This window comes from Alcaligenes parafaecalis, assembly GCF_026344135.1.
Lineage (GTDB): Bacteria > Pseudomonadota > Gammaproteobacteria > Burkholderiales > Burkholderiaceae_B > Alcaligenes > Alcaligenes parafaecalis.
Map to the genome: position 1 here is coordinate 735819 of NZ_JAPKNA010000002.1, position 18701 is coordinate 754519.

At 56.6% G+C, this 18701-nt stretch carries 20 protein-coding genes; 11 read left to right on the top strand and 9 right to left on the bottom strand.

The annotated features are described in order from the left end of the window. Positions 1-8: 8 nt before the first annotated feature. Complete coding sequence (gene rsmD, locus OSH09_RS10210; protein WP_207871905.1) at positions 9-638, bottom strand: 16S rRNA (guanine(966)-N(2))-methyltransferase RsmD; 630 nt, start codon at positions 636-638, stop codon at positions 9-11. 511 nt (positions 639-1149) lie between these two features. On the opposite strand from rsmD, the gene ftsY reads away from it, so the two are divergent. Beyond that, entirely contained in the window at positions 1150-2229 is a 1080-nt protein-coding gene (ftsY, locus tag OSH09_RS10215; protein ID WP_323178749.1) for a signal recognition particle-docking protein FtsY, read from the top strand. Between the two features lie 163 nt (positions 2230-2392). On the opposite strand, the gene OSH09_RS10220 is transcribed toward ftsY, so the two are convergent. Both OSH09_RS10220 and OSH09_RS10225 read right to left on the bottom strand, forming a co-directional pair. Beyond that, positions 2393-3922 (bottom strand): CYTH and CHAD domain-containing protein, encoded by a 1530-nt coding sequence (locus OSH09_RS10220; protein ID WP_266120913.1) that lies wholly within the window; start codon positions 3920-3922, stop codon positions 2393-2395. Positions 3923-4041: 119 nt separating this feature from the next. Then, entirely contained in the window at positions 4042-4869 is an 828-nt protein-coding gene (locus tag OSH09_RS10225; RefSeq protein ID WP_266120914.1) for an IclR family transcriptional regulator, read from the bottom strand. 115 nt (positions 4870-4984) lie between these two features. On the opposite strand from OSH09_RS10225, the gene ribBA reads away from it, so the two are divergent. The 6 genes from ribBA to OSH09_RS10255 are packed head-to-tail and all read left to right on the top strand — an operon-like array spanning position 4985 to position 9163. After that, entirely contained in the window at positions 4985-6151 is a 1167-nt protein-coding gene (gene ribBA, locus OSH09_RS10230) for a bifunctional 3,4-dihydroxy-2-butanone-4-phosphate synthase/GTP cyclohydrolase II (RefSeq protein ID WP_207871899.1), read from the top strand. A gap of 14 nt (positions 6152-6165) precedes the next feature. Further along, positions 6166-6684, top strand: a complete 519-nt coding sequence (gene ribH / locus OSH09_RS10235) for a 6,7-dimethyl-8-ribityllumazine synthase (RefSeq protein WP_009454781.1) — start codon at positions 6166-6168, stop codon at positions 6682-6684. After that, positions 6638-7153, top strand: coding sequence for a transcription antitermination factor NusB (nusB, locus tag OSH09_RS10240; protein ID WP_042488795.1), 516 nt, complete (start codon positions 6638-6640; stop codon positions 7151-7153). Before ribH ends, nusB begins: the two co-directional genes overlap by 47 nt. A 13-nt stretch (positions 7154-7166) precedes the next feature. Beyond that, positions 7167-8129, top strand: coding sequence for a thiamine-phosphate kinase (gene thiL / locus OSH09_RS10245; protein WP_266120915.1), 963 nt, complete (start codon positions 7167-7169; stop codon positions 8127-8129). 9 nt (positions 8130-8138) lie between these two features. Continuing rightward, on the top strand, positions 8139-8660 hold the full coding sequence (locus OSH09_RS10250) for a phosphatidylglycerophosphatase A family protein (protein WP_207871897.1): 522 nt from the start codon (positions 8139-8141) through the stop codon (positions 8658-8660). Further along, positions 8657-9163, top strand: a complete 507-nt coding sequence (locus OSH09_RS10255) for a CinA family protein (protein WP_207871895.1) — start codon at positions 8657-8659, stop codon at positions 9161-9163. The genes OSH09_RS10250 and OSH09_RS10255 overlap by 4 nt, the downstream gene beginning before the upstream one ends. 17 nt (positions 9164-9180) lie before the next feature. On the opposite strand, the gene OSH09_RS10260 is transcribed toward OSH09_RS10255, so the two are convergent. Then, positions 9181-9981 carry an IclR family transcriptional regulator domain-containing protein gene (locus OSH09_RS10260; RefSeq protein ID WP_207871893.1) on the bottom strand — a complete coding sequence of 267 codons (801 nt, stop codon included), beginning with the start codon at positions 9979-9981 and terminating at the stop codon, positions 9181-9183. Between the two features lie 149 nt (positions 9982-10130). On the opposite strand from OSH09_RS10260, the gene OSH09_RS10265 reads away from it, so the two are divergent. Together OSH09_RS10265 and OSH09_RS10270 are read left to right on the top strand one after the other, a co-directional pair. Then, on the top strand, positions 10131-11117 hold the full coding sequence (locus OSH09_RS10265; protein WP_266120916.1) for a Bug family tripartite tricarboxylate transporter substrate binding protein: 987 nt from the start codon (positions 10131-10133) through the stop codon (positions 11115-11117). A gap of 25 nt (positions 11118-11142) precedes the next feature. Continuing rightward, complete coding sequence (locus OSH09_RS10270; RefSeq protein WP_266120917.1) at positions 11143-12387, top strand: CaiB/BaiF CoA transferase family protein; 1245 nt, start codon at positions 11143-11145, stop codon at positions 12385-12387. Positions 12388-12614: 227 nt separating this feature from the next. Here OSH09_RS10270 and pyrF read toward each other — a convergent pair whose 3' ends face one another. The 5 genes from pyrF to OSH09_RS10295 all read right to left on the bottom strand — a co-directional run bounded on the left by pyrF (position 12615) and on the right by OSH09_RS10295 (position 16833). Next, positions 12615-13436 carry an orotidine-5'-phosphate decarboxylase gene (pyrF, locus tag OSH09_RS10275; RefSeq protein ID WP_207875667.1) on the bottom strand — a complete coding sequence of 274 codons (822 nt, stop codon included), beginning with the start codon at positions 13434-13436 and terminating at the stop codon, positions 12615-12617. 5 nt (positions 13437-13441) lie between these two features. Further along, positions 13442-13825: a diacylglycerol kinase gene (locus OSH09_RS10280; protein WP_266120918.1), complete on the bottom strand. Its 384-nt coding sequence runs from the start codon at positions 13823-13825 to the stop codon at positions 13442-13444. A gap of 154 nt (positions 13826-13979) precedes the next feature. Next, a complete protein-coding gene (gene groL, locus OSH09_RS10285; RefSeq protein ID WP_207875665.1) occupies positions 13980-15626 on the bottom strand; it encodes a chaperonin GroEL in 1647 nt (548 codons plus the stop codon). 34 nt (positions 15627-15660) lie between these two features. Next, positions 15661-15948 (bottom strand): co-chaperone GroES, encoded by a 288-nt coding sequence (locus tag OSH09_RS10290; RefSeq protein WP_009454802.1) that lies wholly within the window; start codon positions 15946-15948, stop codon positions 15661-15663. 351 nt (positions 15949-16299) lie between these two features. Continuing rightward, positions 16300-16833 (bottom strand): DUF1697 domain-containing protein, encoded by a 534-nt coding sequence (locus OSH09_RS10295; RefSeq protein WP_266120919.1) that lies wholly within the window; start codon positions 16831-16833, stop codon positions 16300-16302. Between the two features lie 182 nt (positions 16834-17015). Between OSH09_RS10295 and OSH09_RS10300 the strand changes: the two genes are divergently transcribed. Both OSH09_RS10300 and OSH09_RS10305 read left to right on the top strand, forming a co-directional pair. Further along, entirely contained in the window at positions 17016-17540 is a 525-nt protein-coding gene (locus tag OSH09_RS10300) for a sigma-70 family RNA polymerase sigma factor (protein WP_266120920.1), read from the top strand. Beyond that, a complete protein-coding gene (locus OSH09_RS10305; RefSeq protein WP_266120921.1) occupies positions 17537-18520 on the top strand; it encodes a FecR domain-containing protein in 984 nt (327 codons plus the stop codon). Before OSH09_RS10300 ends, OSH09_RS10305 begins: the two co-directional genes overlap by 4 nt. The last annotated feature ends 181 nt before the right edge of the window (positions 18521-18701 follow it).

Here is an 18701-nt window from a genome sequence, read left to right on the forward strand (position 1 = left end):
TAAATGGTTCAAGTTGGCAGGTCGGAGTCCGGGGGGAGCGGCGCAGGCGTCCCGGAAAATTCGGCATTATTGACTGTTTTTTGCATCGCAGCAAATCGCAACAAATGATAATGTACCTGCCCTGCCTTATCCTGTCGTAGTATCCCGTATTGATCTGGGGCTTGTATAGGGGTTTCGGACTCAATGTAAACCAGTGCGTCCGGTGCCAGCACATTGGGCAGCAAGGGCCAGATACGTTCCATCCAGTCGCGCGCAAAAGGCGGGTCTATGAAGACCAGATCGTAGCGCATCTGGCTGCGCTCCAGAATATGGAGGGCGTCACCTGCATGGATACGGACGTGTTCGGCTTTAAGCTTGGTGCGCAGGGCGCGCAAATTGGCAACAGCGGGAGCGTGACGCTCCACCATTTGTACAAAGGCCACACCGCGCGAGGCTGCTTCAAAACCCAGAGCGCCACTGCCCGCAAACAGGTCCAGTACGTTTTTATCGCTGAACTGTGCGCCCCAGAAGTGGTTAAGCCAGTTAAACAGGGTTTCACGCACACGATCCGGGGTAGGCCGCAGGCCGGGTGCATCGACAACTGAAATCGGTGTGCGGCGGTAATCACCACCTACAATACGGACAGCATGTTTTCTCATTCGCGCTTTGATCGGATAATGTGGTCATTCAACAGAATTTTCTAGTGTAAATCGTATGTTCAGTTTTTTTAAAAGAAAGAAGGCCAAGCCAGAGCCGCAAGCCACTCCTACGGAGCTGACCGAGCCGCTTTCTCCTGCCCAGTCCGAGCCTCAGGCCGACTCGGCGCCCCCCCCCCCCGCTGTAAGGCAGGAACCCAGTGCACCGGTGACGCCACCGGCCGTGCAGCCTGCCGTGGTTCTGGATGGCAAACCTGAAAGCCAGGCTGAACATCAAGCCGCCCCCGAGTCTACGCCCTCGCCGCTGGAGGTGCCACCGCCTGCGCCTGCCAGCGTTCCTGTGCCCGCGCCTGCACCTGAAGTAGCGCCTGTGTCGGAGCCTGCTCCTGCCTTCGTGCCTGAAGTTGCTCCTGAGCCAGAGGTAGTTCCCGTACCTGAGCCTGAAATTGTGCCGATGCCAGAGCCGACTCCGGCTCCTGTGCCTGAGATTGCGCCAATTCCACAACCTGAGGTGATGCCTGCACCAGAGCCGGTTGTGGTTCCCGTACCGGAACCGGAAATTGTGCCGACGCCGACGCCGGCCCCGGCTCCAGAGCCCGAGCCCGAGCCCGAGCCCGAGCCCGAGCCCGAGCCGGTACGAGCTCCCGAGCCAGAAGCGCAGGCTCCTGTGGTCACCAAGACCTCCTGGATGTCCCGCCTGAAACAAGGTTTGTCGCGCACGGGTCAAAGTCTTAGCAGCCTGTTCGTCGGTGCCAAGGTTGATGAAGCTCTGTTTGAGGAACTGGAAGATGCCCTGTTGATGGCAGATGCCGGTGTCGAAGCAACAGAAAAACTGATCACCGCTTTGCGTGCCCGTGTTCGCAAAGAAAAAGTGACCGAGGCTGCGCAGGTCAAACAAATCCTCTGTGACATCCTGACGGATCACTTGAAGCCTTTGGAGAAATCCTTTCCGCTGGGCTCCAGCAAGCCGTTGGTCGTCATGATTGCTGGTGTGAATGGCGCGGGTAAAACCACGTCCATCGGCAAACTGGCTCATACCTTCCAGGAGCAGGGCGCCAAAGTGCTATTGGCCGCCGGTGATACCTTCCGCGCCGCGGCTCGTGAGCAGTTGATCGAGTGGGGCACCCGCAATAACGTCAGCGTCATTGCTCAAGATGGTGGCGACCCGGCCGCAGTGGCGTTCGATGCCGTGCACGCAGGCCGTGCCCGCGATATGGATGTGGTCATGGTGGATACGGCTGGCCGCTTGCCGACTCAGTTGCACTTGATGGAAGAGCTCAAGAAGATCAAACGCGTGATTAGCAAGGCAGACGGCCAGGCTCCTCACGAAATTCTGTTGGTTGTTGACGGGAACACCGGCCAGAACGCGATTTCGCAAATCCGCGCTTTTGACGCAGCCTTAGGCTTGACTGGCCTGGTTGTCACCAAACTGGATGGTACGGCCAAGGGCGGTACGCTGGCTGCAGTGGCTGCCTGTGCCCAAGGCGTACGTCCTATCCCGGTCTACTGGATTGGTGTGGGCGAGGGTATGCAGGATCTGCAAGCCTTTGTCGCCCGTGAGTTTGCGTCCGCCTTGTTGGGTATGAACGCTTAAGGCCAAGATTGTCTATAAAAAAACCGGCGATGCCACTGAAGGTATCGCCGGTTTTTTGTTTTTTTTGACCGCCGGACAGCCCTAAGGCTCGGCGCCCCCGGTGAAAAGCGTCCCTTTAGGGGGGGGCAACAAGCCTTGGGCGTAGCTTGGGGATCCTTACCGTTTAGCGCCGCAGCAACTCGGTTTGCGGTTGATGTTGATCCAAGGCATTGAGCGCATGTTGTGCATGGGCAGCACGGCCGTGGCGGGCATGGGTCAGCCAGTCGCGTGCAAACTGCGCTTGCTCAGGGTTGGCGGCATGTTGGGCGTACCAGTCCAGTGCTACATCAACATCAGTAACGGCGCCAATCAAGGCCTGACACTCTCGCAATACCCGGTGCAGTCCTTGTTTATCAGCGGCGCTGGGCAAAAACTCCAGGCAGTAACGCAGGCTTTTGATGCGATTGCGCAGCCGGTGCTGCTTGTCCTGGCTGATCTGTGCGAAGCGCTGGCTGCGCAGTTGAATGGTCTGGAACCAACGGCTGATGCGTGCTTCAACCAGATGCTCGGCTTGTGGTGCACTTTGCAGCTCCAGCGTGGGACCACAAATCAGGCTTTGCAGATTACTTAATAGCAAAGACTGAAACTCGGCGGCGCTGGCCAGTTGGACCGGGTCATGCTCAAGATGCGCAGGTGCGGGCTCCGGCGCCGGGCCGGGCATGCCCGCTTGCAACAGCAAGGGGGTGATCTCCAGATGCACCAGATCCTGATCGCGCGCCTGACCAAACAGACCAAAATAATGCGTCAGACGAGTATTGGCATAGCCTTCGCTAGCTGACAGCCACATTTTGAACAGCTTGCGGCAGGAACGCAGACGGCGTAGACCCACGCGCATCAAGGCCAGATAGTCTGCCTGACGGGAGGAGTCCGGGCGTATGCCATCCACCCCCGCCAGCAGGGCGGCATTGCGGATCACTTGCTCCAGGCTCATGGTCGCGCTCAAGCTGTAAAACTGCTCCAGATCTTCGGTATCAACAAAATGCGGTTTGGGCAGATCGTAGGCTTTGCGCGTCAAGGCGGCCGCCACTTGCTCGGGCGACAGGTCCAGGCTCTCGGATTTGGCCCGGCGGCGATCTGCCAGACTGGCCAGTGCATCGCCTCGTTCGGATTTGCTGCGCATCTCCAGAATCAAGCCATGCTTGTACAGCCAGCGTTGGCCGACCTCAAACATGGTCAGGCTCTCACCGCTGATCAGCTCAATTTCCAGCTCGTTAACTAGTAGCTTCAAGCCATTGGATTCGATGTGACCTACATCGTAGGCCAGCTCCAGCTCCGATTGGCCTTGCTTGATCAGCGCTAGTTCGCGCTGTATTCGGGTCTGGTAACGGGCCTGGATCTGTTGAGCATAAGGGGCCAGCGCAGCGTAGGCGGCCGTGCCTTGATACAGGTCCAGATCCAGTTCCGGGCCAGGCCGGGAGTGATTGATTTCAATTCGGGACAGAGTATCAGGACCGGGCAGTTTGACGGTCTGCACCCATTGCTCGCCTTCCTTGCGCAAACGCAGGGCGATACTGGTCCGCGCCAGATCGCGTTCGGGCGTATCAAAGTAGATGGCGTTTAAGGTAATGCTACCCGTGCGTACAACGTCAAAAGCGGTCAACAAACCGGGACGGGCACTCTCGGGCACAAAAAATTTCAGCTCTTGTTCTAGCACAGCATCGCACTCGAGATGTCGCCCACAACAGGTGGGCGGATAAAACGATTATTTTGCATGTAAACCGGCCAAACTTGAAGTGGTCACACCCCTGGAAATGTGTGTAGTCATGTCAAGTTTTATAAAGGGGGGGTGCCCAGCGGCTCGCGCCAGCCCAACTGATGTGAAATGCTGTTGGCGCACTGTCGCAACTGCGCCAGGATAGGGCTGTCGATACTGGCATCAAACAGGGTGCTGGGGCCCAGGCTGGTCAGGGCCAGCACAATCTGTCCGGAATGATCAAACACAGGCACGGACAAAGCATCGATGCCGGGCAGGGGATTACCCAGTGCCTGAGCCACGCCTTGCTCGCGGATTTTCTCCAGCATGGCCGCCAGTTCTTTAGGGCTGGGGCGCAAGGGGCTGATACTGGTGACCACAGCGCTGTCGCCCGCTTCACGCTCAATATAGTGGCGAGCGACTTCCGGCGGCAGCCAGGCGGCAAAGACGTGGCCGGTGGCCGTATGCAACATGGACATCACCGTGCCGCAGCGCATATTGACGTGGACCGGGTAGCTGGCCTCGCTGATATGCACCATCGTGGGGCCATGTGACCCCAACACGGCCAAACCCAGGGTATGCCCAATGCGTGAGGCCCAGGACTGTACCAGTGGCAGGGCAATCTTGACCGGGTTCTGACTTTGCAGGCTGACCAGGCCCATCTGCAAGGCAAAGGGCCCCAGTTCGTACAAACCGGTAGCGGGCGCCTGTTGTACCAGTCCTACATTGGTAAAGCTGACCAGGTAGGGGTGGGCTTTGGCTGAGCTCATGCCCGCCTGGGTCGCCAGATCGCGCAACATCATGGGCTGGCCGCTGTCTACCAGTACCTTCAACAGGCCAAAACCCGTTTCAATGGATTGGATACGGCGACGTTTTTCGTCCAGCGCAGGCAAAATGGGTTCGGTCATAGGGGCTTGGGGCGGTTTGGCACGGTCTTCAAGTGTACCGACTAATGAAGCTGCCCGCCGGGGCCTGGGTGTCGTAAAATGGTCTTAATTATTATCTGTCTGAGCAAAGAGCACGATGAATCAAGAAATTCAGTCCGACGCTGGTCAACTGGGCGCCAGTCCAATCGCTCCCGTTCCAGAGATTGTTGAAGAGCTGCGCGCAGGGCGCATGGTTATTCTGGTTGACGAAGAGGACCGCGAAAACGAAGGCGACCTGGTCATGGCCGCTGAATTCGTGAATGCCGAAGCGATCAACTTCATGGTGACACATGGTCGTGGTCTGGTTTGCCTGACCCTGACCGAAGAGCGTTGCCGCCAACTGGACCTGCCTTTGATGGCTACCCGCAACGGTACGCGCTTTGGCACCAACTTCACGGTGTCGATTGAAGCGGCTGAAGGCGTGGAAACCGGTATTTCCGCTGCTGACCGTGCCCGCACCGTGCAAGCGGCGGTTGCGCGCGATGCGCGTCCGATTGATCTGGTTCAACCTGGTCACATTTTCCCGCTGAAAGCGGCCAAAGGTGGCGTGCTGGTACGTGCCGGTCACACCGAAGCTGGTTGCGATCTGACTGCGATGGCAGGCTTGACTCCGGCCGCCGTCATTTGCGAAGTGCTGAATCCCGATGGCTCCATGGCCCGTTTGCCCGATTTGCTGGTGTTTGCCCGCGAACACGGCATCAAGGTGGGCACCATTGCGGATCTGATTCAGTACCGCAGCGAACATGAATCCATGATCGAGCGTCTGCACAAGAAACCCGTCAAGACTCCTTACGGCGAATTCGAGTGCCATGCTTACCGCGACTTGTCTTCCGGCGGTTTGCATCTGGCACTGGTCCACGGCCAAATCAGCCCTGATGTTGAAACGCTGGTGCGTGTGCACGAACCCACCACGGTTCTGGACGTCCTGGTTGAAGATAGCGTCGGCCATAGCTGGACCCTGCCGACGGCACTGCGCACTGTCGCCAAATCCGACAGCGGCGTCGTGTTGCTGATGAACTGCCAGAACTCTGAAGAAGAGAGTTTCGAGCAGATTCACGCCTGGAGCGAGGACAGCCCGGCACAGACTCCACGCGGTCGTCCCAGCCGCAATGATTTGCGCACTTATGGAATTGGTGCACAGATTTTGCGTGACCTCAATGTTGGCAAAGCCCGTTTGATGTCGCGACCACGTAAAATGCCAAGCATGGCCGGGTTTGCATTGACCGTGACGGGTTACCATAGCGAACCAGATTCTCAATCCTAAGCGGAGCTTCCAACATGAATCCTTACATTGTTACCCCTGACCTGAACGGGGAAGGTCTGCACATTGGTATTGTGCGTGCACGTTTCAACGAATCCATCGGCCTGACCGAACTGGAAGCTTGCTTGAAAGAGCTGGAAGCCTTGGGTGTGGACGAGCGTGATGTGACGGTTCTGTCCGTTCCTGGCGCGCTGGAATTGGGTATTACTCTGGGCCAAATGGCCGAAACAGGCGAATTCGATGCTCTGATCGCACTGGGTGCCGTCATCCGTGGCGATACCTACCACTTTGAAGTGGTCAGCAACGAAAGCGCTTCGGCTATTACACAAGTCTCCCTGGCTACCGGCATTCCGGTTGCTAACGGTGTACTGACCACCAACACAGATGAACAGGCTGAAATTCGTGCCGCTGAAAAAGGTCGCGATTGCGCCCGTACAGCGGTCGAGCTGGGCAATCTTATCGCCGTCCTCGAACCCGAGCTGGACGACGATGAGGACGAAGATTACGAGGACGAAGATCTTGACGACGACAAATAAAGTCCCGGCCAGCAAGGCCAACGGACGATCCGCGCGCCGCCGCTCGCGCGAATTTGCCCTGCAGGGCATCTACTCCTGGCTTTTGCGAGGGGCAGATGGCCTGCAGGAAGCCACCTCCATCGACGCCCATATCCGGGGCGACGAGGAGTTTGGCGAAGCTGATGCAGCCTGGTTCAAAACCTTGCTGTTCGGCGTAATGCGCGAAGCCCCAGTGCTGCGCGAACGCTTTTTGCCTTATGTTGACCGCCCTTTGGAAGAGCTCTCTCCCATCGAGCACGGCATCTTGCTGATTGGCAGCTACGAACTGGTGCATCACGTAGAAGTGCCATACCGCGTTGCCATTAACGAAGCAGTCGAACTGGCCAAATCCTTTGGCGGTACCGACGGCTTTAAATTCGTTAACGGCGTACTGGACAAGCTGGCTGCCGACGTACGCGCTCCTGAAGTTGCCAAGCAGGCCCGCCGCTAAAACGGGGCGTGCCGTGCTGAACGAGTTCGGTCTTATCCAGCAGTATTTCAATCGCCCCGCTCCCGAAGGATATTTGGGAGTGGGTGACGATTGCGCACTTTTCACCCCGAAGCCGGGCTGGCAACTGGCCAGCAGCGTCGATCTTCTGATCGAGGGGCAGCATTTCTTTCCTGACGTTGATCCCTTTCTGCTCGGGCATAAAGCACTGGCCGTGAATTTGTCGGACCTGGGTGCGATGGGGGCCAAACCACGAGCTTGCCTCCTGGGCTTGTCCATGCCTGAAGTCCGACCCGAATGGCTGGAAGCGTTCTCAAATGGCTTGTTCCAACTGGCTGATCAGGCGCAATGCCCCTTGATCGGTGGAGACACCACGCGCAGCAAGCAGGGCGTGGTCATCAGTATTACCGTTCTGGGTGAAGTCCCGGCAGGGCAAGCTTTGCAACGCAGTGCCGCCCAAGCTGGTGACGATATCTGGTTGACGGGCACATTGGGAGCAGCAGATATTGCCTTGCGCCTCCTGCAAGGCCGTCTTCGCGCTGATCCGCAGCGGCTGGCTGCCAGCCGTGGTGCTCTGGAGCAACCCTGGCCTCCGTATCGTCTGGGCCATGCCCTGGCCGGTTTGGCCCATGCGGCCATTGATGTCTCTGACGGCCTGGTTCAAGATCTGGGCCATATCGCCAAAGCCAGTCAATGCGCAGCCCATCTGGATTGGGATGCTTTGCCGCTGGACCCATCCCTGCAAGATTTGCCTGCCGAGCTGCAACGTGAAGCAGTCCTGGTCGGTGGTGATGTTTTTCAACTGTGTTTTACAGGTGCTCCCCAACAACGGGAGTCCATCATGGCGCTGGCCCAGCGCGAAGGCGTTCAGCTAAGCCGTATTGGCTCCATGCACGCTGGCAACGGGGTTCATGTGCGTGATCAACAGGGTCTGCATCCTGCCCCTGCCCAGGGCGGTTTCGACCATTTTGGTGGCTGAGTCTGTGTCATGAGCACATTTCCTGATCCTTCCTTGAATCCTATTCAGCGTCCTACCCTGGATTGGGTGGTTAAAAAGCCCTGGCGTCTGATCGCCTTCGGTGGCGGTACGGGCGTATTGCGTCCGGGGCCGGGAACCTGGGGTACGGTTCTGGCCTGGGTTTTGTGGGTCTTGGGTTTGCATGTACTGACCGACATGCAAATGGCGATCTTCCTGCCCGTCACTTTTTTCATTGGCTGCTGGGCGTGCCACCGCACCGGGTACGATCTGGGCGTGTCCGATCACAGCGGCATGAACTGGGATGAGATGGTCGCCTTCTGGCTGGTGCTGTGGTTGATTCCGCAAACCTGGCTGGCACAGGGCATCGCATTCGTGTTATTTCGTTTCTTTGATATTCTCAAACCTGCGCCGATCCGCTATTTTGATCGTCATCTGCATAACGGTTTTGGCGTTATGTGGGACGATCTTCTGGCCGCAGGCTATACCTTGTTGCTGATGGCTGTCTTGGTACGTTTTGGAGTCTTCTCATGAGCGAATACGAGCACGGCAATGCCGCCCTGGAATTAGGACGAGCCCTTAAAGATCGAGGCTGGATGGTCGCCTGCGCCGAATCATGTACGGGTGGCCTTCTGGCTGCTTCCCTGACGGATTTGCCCGGTTCCAGTGCCTGGTTTGAGCGCGGTTTTGTCACCTATAGCAATAAGGCCAAGGTGCAGGAGCTGGGCGTGAACCAGGACACCCTGGACCGTTTTGGTGCGGTCAGTGAAGAAACCGCGATGGAAATGGCGGCAGGGGCGCTGGAAGCCACAGCCGATGCAGAACTGGCTATTTCCACCACGGGGATTGCTGGCCCTGATGGCGCCACACCGGGCAAGCCGGTTGGCTTGGTGTGCTTCGGTTTTGCGCAACGCCGGGGCGATGGCATTGTGACCCGCGCAGCCGCCCGTATTTTTAACGGGGATCGTGCTGAAATTCGTCAGCAAGCCGTGGAATACGCCTTGAGCAGCGCACTGACCATGCTCAATCCTGCCTGATCGCCAGATCGCCCACCTTAGGCTGGCAACATCAAACCTAGCTGCCTGGCGCTCGAACGCAGTTCGGGCAGGCAGCGCTGGATCAGTTTTTCTTCAGAGTCCTGCCAATCCTTGATGCTGATACTCATCCCCGCGACGACACGTCCGCTGGCGCTGCGTACTGGCACGCCAATCGCCGTCAAACCCAGTTCCAGCTCCTCCTTGATCAAGGAATAATCCTTCTCCTGCACCTGCTTTAACTCGCGTAGCAAAGCCTCGCGGGTATGGGCGGTGTATTGCGTCATGATCTTGAAGGGAGCCAGTTCCAGATACGCATCCAGCCTGTTTTGTGGAAGCTGGGACAGCATCATGCGCCCGATCGAAGTGCAGTGCGCAGGCAGGCGGCTTCCCAGTCCCAGGGATACGGTCAGAACACGTTGTCGCTGAGCACGAGCCAGATACAGAATTTCGTCTCCATCCAGCAAAGCCAGAGCACAGGTCTCGCCTACACGGTCACTTAAATCATCCAGTATGGGTTGGGCCAGGCTGACGATGGACGTTGAGGAAAAATAGGCATGGCCCAACTGCAAAATCGCTGGGCGCAGCTTCCAGAAAGCACCTTCCTGTTCCGCATAACCCAAGGCTTGCAGCGTGTAGAGGCAGCGTTGAACCACCGCCCGCGCCAGGCCCGTTTTCAGAGCAATTTCTGCTGCCCGCAAAGGCCGTCTTCGGTCTGAAAAAGCCGTAATCACTTGCAGGCCACGGGCCAACGACTGCATGTAATCCGGGTCACCTTTGTAGCTGTCGGCGGCGGGGCTTGTCTCTTTGTTGGTCGTCATGGCTGAATTGGGCTCAGAGTCTAGTTTTGTTCGATTACCGAACCTGTAGGGATTATCAAGAATTATCGATGATAAATTGTAAAAAAAACAAGACTTAGCAATTTAATAATCAAGTTCGATTATCGAACAAAATAAGTTTGGAGTGATTCATGAAAAAAGTTCTGGCCCATAAAGTGGCTCCTCTTCTAGCCGGAATGGGCTTGATGTTTTGTTCCCTGACTGCACAAGCAGCCTATCCGGACAAGCCGATTCGCCTGGTGGTGCCCTTTACGCCAGGCGGTGTGACCGATGTGATCGCCCGAGGTGTTGCACAGCAAATGTCCAAGGATCTGGGCCAGATCATCATTGTGGAAAACAAGCCGGGTGCCAGCGGCATTATCGCTACCGACTTCGTAGCCAAATCCGCTCCTGATGGCTACACCGTCCTGTTGGCTGCAGTGGGTCAGGCGGTCGTCAATAATCACCTGTACAAAAAACTGCCTTATGACCCTGCACAGGATTTGACCGCCGTCTCGTTGGTGGCAGAAGGGCAGAACGTCCTGGTGGTTAACGCCAAGCAAAGCCCCTTTAGCACGGGGCAAGAGCTGATCGACCACGCCAGAGCCAAGCCTGAAGACTTGACCTACGCTTCCTTTGGGAACGGTTCCTCGTCCCACTTGTCGGCAGCGGCGTTCACCACAATGGCGAATATCGACGTCATTCACGCTCCTTACCGTGGCAGTGCGCCTGCCATGACAGATCTGCTGGGCGGCCATATCTCCTTCATGTTTGACAGCATGGGCACAGCTATCACGCATATCAATGCCAATACCGTGCGTCCTTTGGCTGTCTCGGGCCCCGAGCGCTCCTCGCTGTTGCCCAATGTGCCTACCTTTGCAGAGCTGGGTCTGGATCAGGGCTATAACGTCACTGCCTGGTTCGGTTTTCACGTCAGCAGTGGTACACCCGCCGACATCGTGGAACGCCTGAGCCTGTCCATGAAGACCGTCAGCGAGAACGCCGAGTTTGTGGAAACCTTCCGTCGTCAGGGTGTGGATATCATTTCCTCGACCCCTGCCGAGTACGCCGAGTTTCTGCGCCAGGAAGACGAGAAGTTTGGCAGCCTGATCAAGCAAGCCGATATCACGTTGGACTAATCGTTTTTGAATGGAGTACCTTAACGTGAGCGATCAGCACGCCCCGCAGGCCAGTCGTCCTGCCCCTTTGGAAGGTATCCGGGTTCTGGATTTGACCCGCATTCTGGCTGGCCCCTGGTGTACGCAGAACCTGGCGGACTTGGGGGCGAATGTCTACAAGATCGAAAAGCCTGAAACCGGCGACGATACCCGTGCCTGGGGGCCGCCCTTTTTGCAGACGCCCGAGCAGGAAGATACGGCTGAAGCGGCCTACTACTTGTCGGCCAACCGTAATAAACAGTCGATCAGCCTGGACATAGCCAGCCAGGCAGGGGCGGATGTGGTGCGTGCCATGGCACGGGAATGCGACATTCTGGTGGAGAACTTCAAGGTGGGTGGTCTGGCCAAGTACGGCCTGGACTATGCCAGCCTGAAAGCGATTAACCCCCGTTTGATCTATTGCTCGATCACCGGATTCGGGCAGACTGGCCCTTATGCCGAGCGCCCCGGTTACGACTTCATGATTCAGGCCATGGGCGGGATGATGAGCCTGACCGGCGAGCGTGACGACAAGCCCGGTGGCGGCCCCCAGAAGGCCGGGGTCGCTGTCGCGGATTTGATGACGGGCATGTATGCCACCAGCAGCATTCTGGCTGCCTTGTTCGAGCGTTCACGCAGCGGCTTGGGCCAGCATATCGATATTGCCTTGCTGGACTGTCAGGTGGCCATGTTGGCGAACCAGAACATGAACTATCTTGTTAGCGGGCAGGCACCGAAGCGGGCTGGCAATGCACACCAGAATCTGGTGCCGTATCAGGTATTCCCGACCCAGGACGGTCACATCATTGTGGCGATTGGCAATAACCGTCAGTTCGCGGCTTACTGCGAAGCGATTGGCCACGCGGAAGTGGTGGAGGATGAGCGTTTCCGCATCAATAGCCAACGGGTCAAGCACAGGGATGAGCTGGAGCAGATTCTGAGCGCGGCAATGCAAAAGCACCCTAGCGCTTACTGGTTGGAGACGCTGGACAAGATTGGCGTGCCAGCCGGGCCCATCAATGATCTGCATGGCGTGTTCTCGCACCCGCAGGTTCAGGCGCGGAATATGCGGATTGAACTGGACCATAGCCAGGCGGGGAAGGTCAGCATGACGGCCAGCCCGATGCGCTTCTCGGATAGTCCGGTGTCCTATCGCATGGCTCCGCCGCAGTTAGGTGAGCATACCGATCAGGCTTTGGAGAGTTTGCTGGGGGTAGATAGCCCGGAGCTGAAGCAGTGGCGTAGTCGCTAGGCGGACGCAAAGCCTGGGGCCAAGCAGAGCATTTGCTTGAAGCGGAGCCGGGTTTAGCCTTCGTAGTTCGATAAAAAAGCCCCGTTCATTCAGGATTGAATCCAAATGAACGGGGCTTTCTTGTATTTAAACTAATTGCTGTCGCTGTCGCTGTCGCTGTCGCTACAGTTACAGGCTGCCGCCACCTCCCGCTCTGTTTATCAGACCGGGAAGTTCGTCATTTAGTCTTATTTGTTCCGTGCATCATTAATGGCATTGCGTGTAGCAATCGCCGCGGCTTGAGCAGCATCACGCCAATCATGCCCACGGCTGGCGTACAGAATAGCGCGCGACGAGTTGATCATCATGCCATTGCCTTGCGAGTCCATACCGGCTGCAACAGTAGCCACCACATCGCCACCTTGTGCGCCAATGCCGGGCACCAATAAAGGCATATCACCAATACGGGCACGCACTTTGCCGATTTCCTCTGGGAAGGTTGCCCCCACAACCAGGGCGCATTGGCCGTTCTTGTTCCATTTCTCCGCGACCAGGCTGGCCACGTGCAGGTACAGAGGGGTGCCGTCAGCCATTTCCATGAATTGCAGGTCCGAGCCACCGGGGTTGGAGGTGCGGCACAGCACAATTACACCTTTATCCGTGTATTCCAGGTAAGGCTCTACCGAGTCAAAGCCCATGTAGGGGCTGACGGTGACGGCGTCTGCGCGATAGCGCTCAAAGGCTTCGCGTGCGTATTGCTCGGCCGTCGAACCTACGTCCCCACGCTTGGCGTCCAGCACGATGGGCAGGTGAGGGTAGCGGCTACGGATGTAGTCGCACAGATCCTGCAACTGATCCTCGGCACCCTGAGCGGCAAAGTAGGCAATCTGTGGCTTGATGCCACAGGTGTAGTCGGCCGTGACGTCCACGATCGCTTTGCAGAACTCATAAATCGCGCCGGGTTTGTCGGCCAGCTCCAAAGGCAGGCGGGCAGGGTCTGGGTCCAGACCCACCATCAACATGGATTGGTTGTCCGTCCAGGCACGGTTCAGTTTTTCTATGAATGTCATGGGAATCAGGAAAGTAAACGGCTATACAGAAAGCTGAGCCAGACGGCACCAGCAAAAATAAGGGACATCAGCACGGCTGCGCTGGCCAGATCCTTGGCGCGCCCGATCAAAGGGTGATGCTCCAGGGTAATGGTGTCAGCCAGGGCTTCCAGGGCGGAGTTCAACAGCTCCACCACCAGCACAAAGACCAGTGTGGCCAGCAAGATCAGAACCTCCAGCGGACCTTGGCCCAGCCAGAAGGCCAGTGGTGTCAGGATTACGGCCAGCGCCAGCTCCTGGCGAAAGGCGGCTTCATGACGCAGGGCGGCAGCCAAGCCTTGCCCCGAATAGCGCAAGGCATTGAACAAGCGGCCCAGGCCGCCTTTGCTTTTGAATGGAGAGTCTGACATGAAGAGGGTTGCAGATTGAAGTGCCCTGATTATAGGGGTTTGCTCGGGCGAAAAAAAACCGGATGGAGAATTCCATCCGGTTTTTGTACTAAAAGCGTGGCGATCAGGGCAGAAGTGATCAATTCCTGCCCGAATCGGGGTGCTGATAAGTGGCTTAGAAGCCGCCCATACCACCCATGCCGCCCATACCACCCATGTCAGGCATGGCTGGGGCAGGTTTGTCGTCCACGATTTCCGACACAGCCACTTCGGTTGTCAGCAACAGGCTGGCGATCGAAGCTGCGTTTTGCAAAGCAGTGCGGGTTACTTTGGTTGGGTCCAGAACACCTTGCTCAACCAGGTCACCGTACTCGCCGGTAGCCGCGTTGTAGCCGTAGGTGCCGGTGCCGCTGGCCACTTGGTTCACCACCACGCTGGCTTCTTCACCGGCGTTGGAGACGATGGTGCGCAAAGGAGCTTCGATAGCACGCAGGATCAGTTTGATACCAGCGTCTTGGTCGGTGTTGTCGCCAGCCAGTTGGGCAACAGCAGCGCGGGCACGAATCAGTGCTACGCCACCGCCAGGAACGATACCTTCTTCGACGGCTGCGCGAGTAGCGTGCAGGGCGTCTTCAACGCGGGCTTTCTTCTCTTTCATTTCGACTTCGGTGGCAGCGCCAACGCGAATCACAGCAACACCGCCAGCCAGCTTGGCCACGCGTTCTTGCAGTTTTTCACGGTCGTAGTCGGAAGTGGACTCTTCGATCTGAACGCGGATTTGTTTCACGCGAGCTTCGATGTCGGTGCCGTTGCCAGCGCCGTCGATGATCGTGGTGTTTTCTTTGGCCACTTCAATACGCTTGGCCTGACCCAGATCGTCCAGAGTCGCTTTTTCCAGAGACATACCGGTTTCTTCGGAGATCACGGTACCGCCAGTCAGGATAGCGATGTCTTCCAGCATGGCTTTACGACGGTCGCCAAAGCCAGGAGCTTTAACAGCGGTGGTCTTCAGGATGCCGCGGATGTTGTTCACAACCAGAGTAGCCAGGGCTTCGCCTTCCACGTCTTCAGCAACGATCAGCAAAGGACGGCTGGTCTTGGCAACTTGCTCCAGTACGGGCAGCAGATCACGGATGTTGGAGATTTTCTTGTCGAAAATCAGCACAAACGGATCTTCCAGAACAGCAACTTGCTTCTCGGAGTTGTTGATGAAGTAAGGGGACAGGTAGCCGCGGTCAAACTGCATACCTTCAACCACGTCCAGTTCGTTTTCCAGCGATTTGCCGTCTTCAACGGTGATCACGCCTTCTTTGCCGACTTTGTCCATGGCATTGGCGATGATCTCACCAATGGAGTGGTCGCTGTTGGCCGAGATGGAACCGACTTGAGCGATTTCTTTGCTGGTGGTGCAAGGACGGGACAGCTTGCGCAGTTCGTCAACAACCACAACAACAGCCTTGTCGATACCGCGCTTCAGGTCCATTGGGTTGATGCCAGCGGCAACAAACTTCAGGCCTTCTTCAACGATAGCTTGAGCCAGCACAGTAGCGGTAGTCGTACCGTCACCGGCGTTGTCGGAAGTCTTGGAAGCAACTTCTTTGACCAGTTGAGCACCGATGTTCTCAAACTTGTCTTTCAGTTCGATTTCTTTAGCAACGGACACACCGTCTTTAGTAACGGTAGGAGCGCCGAAAGAGCGGTCCAGAACCACGTTACGGCCTTTAGGGCCCATGGTGGTTTTGACAGCGTTAGCCAGAATGTTGACGCCGCGAACGATGCGGGTACGTGCTTCGTCGCCGAAATACACTTGTTTTGCAGTCATGGTTTAAATCCTATTGAATTTTCGTTGGCGGTACTTATTCGATCACGGCGAAGATTTCTTCTTCGCGGATCACCAGCAGCTCTTCACCGTCGATCTTGACGGCTTGGCCGGAGTACTTGCCAAACAGAACTTTGTCGCCGACCTTCAGATCCAGCGCCAGAACCTTGCCGTCCTCGGTTTTCTTACCGGGGCCAACGGCCAGGATTTCGCCTTGATCGGGCTTTTCAGTCGCGCTCTCGGGGATAACGATACCGGAAGCGGTGGTGCGTTCGTTGTCCAGACGCTTGACGATCACACGATCGTTCAAAGGACGCAGTGCCATGGAGAAACTCCTGTTTAAATATGACTTTAGTTGTGAGTCCGATTGGGGGGCGAGGCGTTTTAGCACTCAACCCCTTCGAGTGCTAATTATAGGGACGACTTTTCTAATTTCAAGAGCACGAGGGGAAAGATGTTACATATTTGTCCTGGGGCGTGAAGGCAGACGGCGGCTGAACCTCGTGAAGTTTTGATCTTTGGCGGGCAGGTATCTATAAAGTGAGCAGGCTGCACAGCAGAAACATGCGGTATATATGCAGGCACTCCTCATAGGGAGAGTGCATTGTGGTGGTCGTGTTTATTCTTGTTGAGGGCCACCTTGCGGCATCTCCGGTCGTGGATGCTGAAAACAGGCTTAGGCGGGTGAGCTAAGGGAAATCAGCTTGCTCATCGTGTTGAGGTTGCGGGTTGTGGCGACGACCTTGAGTTTTTTTTCGATGAAATTATTGTTAGCTTTAAGGTCTCGGTATCTGGTTGCGCAAACAATATAGGCAATGTCGCCGACGACGCGAACTTGATCGGGTGCGTGCTCCAGGGCATGGAAGGCATGTAGTAAGGCGTTGTCTGCCGGTGAACGCAGTAAGGTGAAATAAAGCTGGCTGGGGTTCTGGTCCTTGAACGGGTTGTTGGCCATGACTTGCATGAAATAGGCCGGTGTTCGGGCAATCACTTGAATATCCCCGCCCAAGTTTTCCTTGATGGCGTGGTGCGCCAGACTCTCTAGCTCTGGTTGCTCAAGCTTCGTGGACACAATTACATTGCCGCTCTGAATATAGGTTCTGACGTTCTGCAAACCAGCCGCTTCCAGAGCCGCCCGAAGCGGTGCCATCAGCACTTTGTTTTTGCCAGTAGGCATTACACCGCGTAATAAAAGAATCTGTGTGTTCATCGTTTGTTTTTGCAGTGAAGTAGTGCTGCTTAAGGGCAATGCTGGCCAGTAAAAGAGATTTTCAAGCGACTATTTTATGCTGTATTAAAAAACAGTAGTGAATTTGATTTTCTAGGTTTGCCTTTTGGGGAGTACAGGTACAATGAGAATCTTAATTAGCAATCATTCCCATTACCGTTTGAATGAGCCCGACCTCCAGTCCCTCCGATTTCGCTTCCTCTGATGAGTTCGTCAGCTTGTACCGTGAGCATCACGGCTGGCTGGTGCAGATGCTGCGTCGTCGGCTTAGCGGCAATACGGACCATGCCGTTGACCTGGCGCATGACACCTTCGAGAGGGTGATTCGCAGTCAATCCACCGCTGTTTTTACCGAGCCTCGTGGATTTCTGACGACGGTAGCCAAGCGTTTGCTGATTGATCAGTGGCGAAAGCAGGCTATTGAGCAGGCTTATCTGGAAACCCTGGCTGCGCGCAGTGTGGACGTTGAACCTAGTCCGGAGACCCATGCTTTGGTGGTGGAAGCGCTGGATTCGGTGTGCCGCATGATGGAGCAGTTGCCTGCGCGGGTACGTAAGGTGTTTGTGCTGGTGCAAGTAGAAGGCCTGGCCTATCAACAAGTGGCTCAGACACTGGGGATGTCGGTGCAGTCCGTGCAGCGCGATATGGTCAAGGCCTGGCAGCATTGCTATGCGGTGCTATACGCATGAGTGCGCCCCGTTCCGAGGCTTTGCATCCTGACATTATTGAACAGGCTGCGCACTGGATGACGCGGCTTGGGGACAAGCCTGATGCTTCTATGGAGCAGGCCTGTCAGCAATGGCGGCAAGCGGATGCCCGTCATGAACTGGCATGGCAGCGCCTGCAGGGCATCAGCGAGAATTTGAATGCCGCGATTGGTGGATCCGCCTCTGCACCTGTCGCGGGACAAACTATCTTGCGTTATTGCGAACGCCGTTCGCGCCGTCATGCCATGAAATGGATACTGGGCGGCGTGGCTGCTGGTTCCTTGGGCTGGCTCGGCTTGCATGAGGGTCTGTTTGATAGCGCGGATGTGTATCGCACAGCGACGGGTGAGCAGCGGGTTGTGAACTTGCCGGATGGCACGGTGCTGACGATGAATACGGGTTCTGTGGTGACGTTGCGCTACGACGCGCAGCAGCGTCACATTGACCTACGCCGTGGTGAAATCCTGATCTCCACAGCCAAGGATCTGGCCGCGCGTCCCTTCACGGTTGAAACCCCCAATGGTTTGCTGACGGCGCTGGGTACGCGCTTTACGGTGCGGCAGATGGATGATGAGGTGGCCGCAACACGACTGGCGGTTTTTGAGGGGACGGTGCGAGTGGAGCCTGTGGGTAGTGCATCCGCTTCGCAGATATTGCACGCGGGTGAGCAGGCGGAGTTTGGCAGACTAGGCGTGTTATCGATGCAGCCGCTGCAAGATACAGAGTCGTCCTGGACGCAAGGCATGCTGGTGGCCAATCGCATGCGTTTGGATCTGTTCCTGCAAGAGTTAAGCCGTTATCGCCCCGGTGTTCTGCGTTGCGATCCCGAGGTGGCTCATCTGACCGTCACGGGTGCTTTCCGTATTGATGACACAGACAAGGCTCTGGAAGTATTGGCCGGTGTCCTGAAGTTGCAGTTGCGTTATCGCACACCTTATTGGGTAAATGTCGGGCAGGCTTGATGACCGCTTTCGCCCTTGTTGAGACTAATTTGTAACTGCAGCGAAGTTTCCTGATTCTGCTTCGTTAGACATAGTGATAGACCCCGAGGCGCCAGGGGTTTGATCCCTTTATTCGACGAACCAGGAATTTTAGTCATGCCTCCAAGTCAGTCCTCATCCCATTCCGCTGTTGTTACGAGTC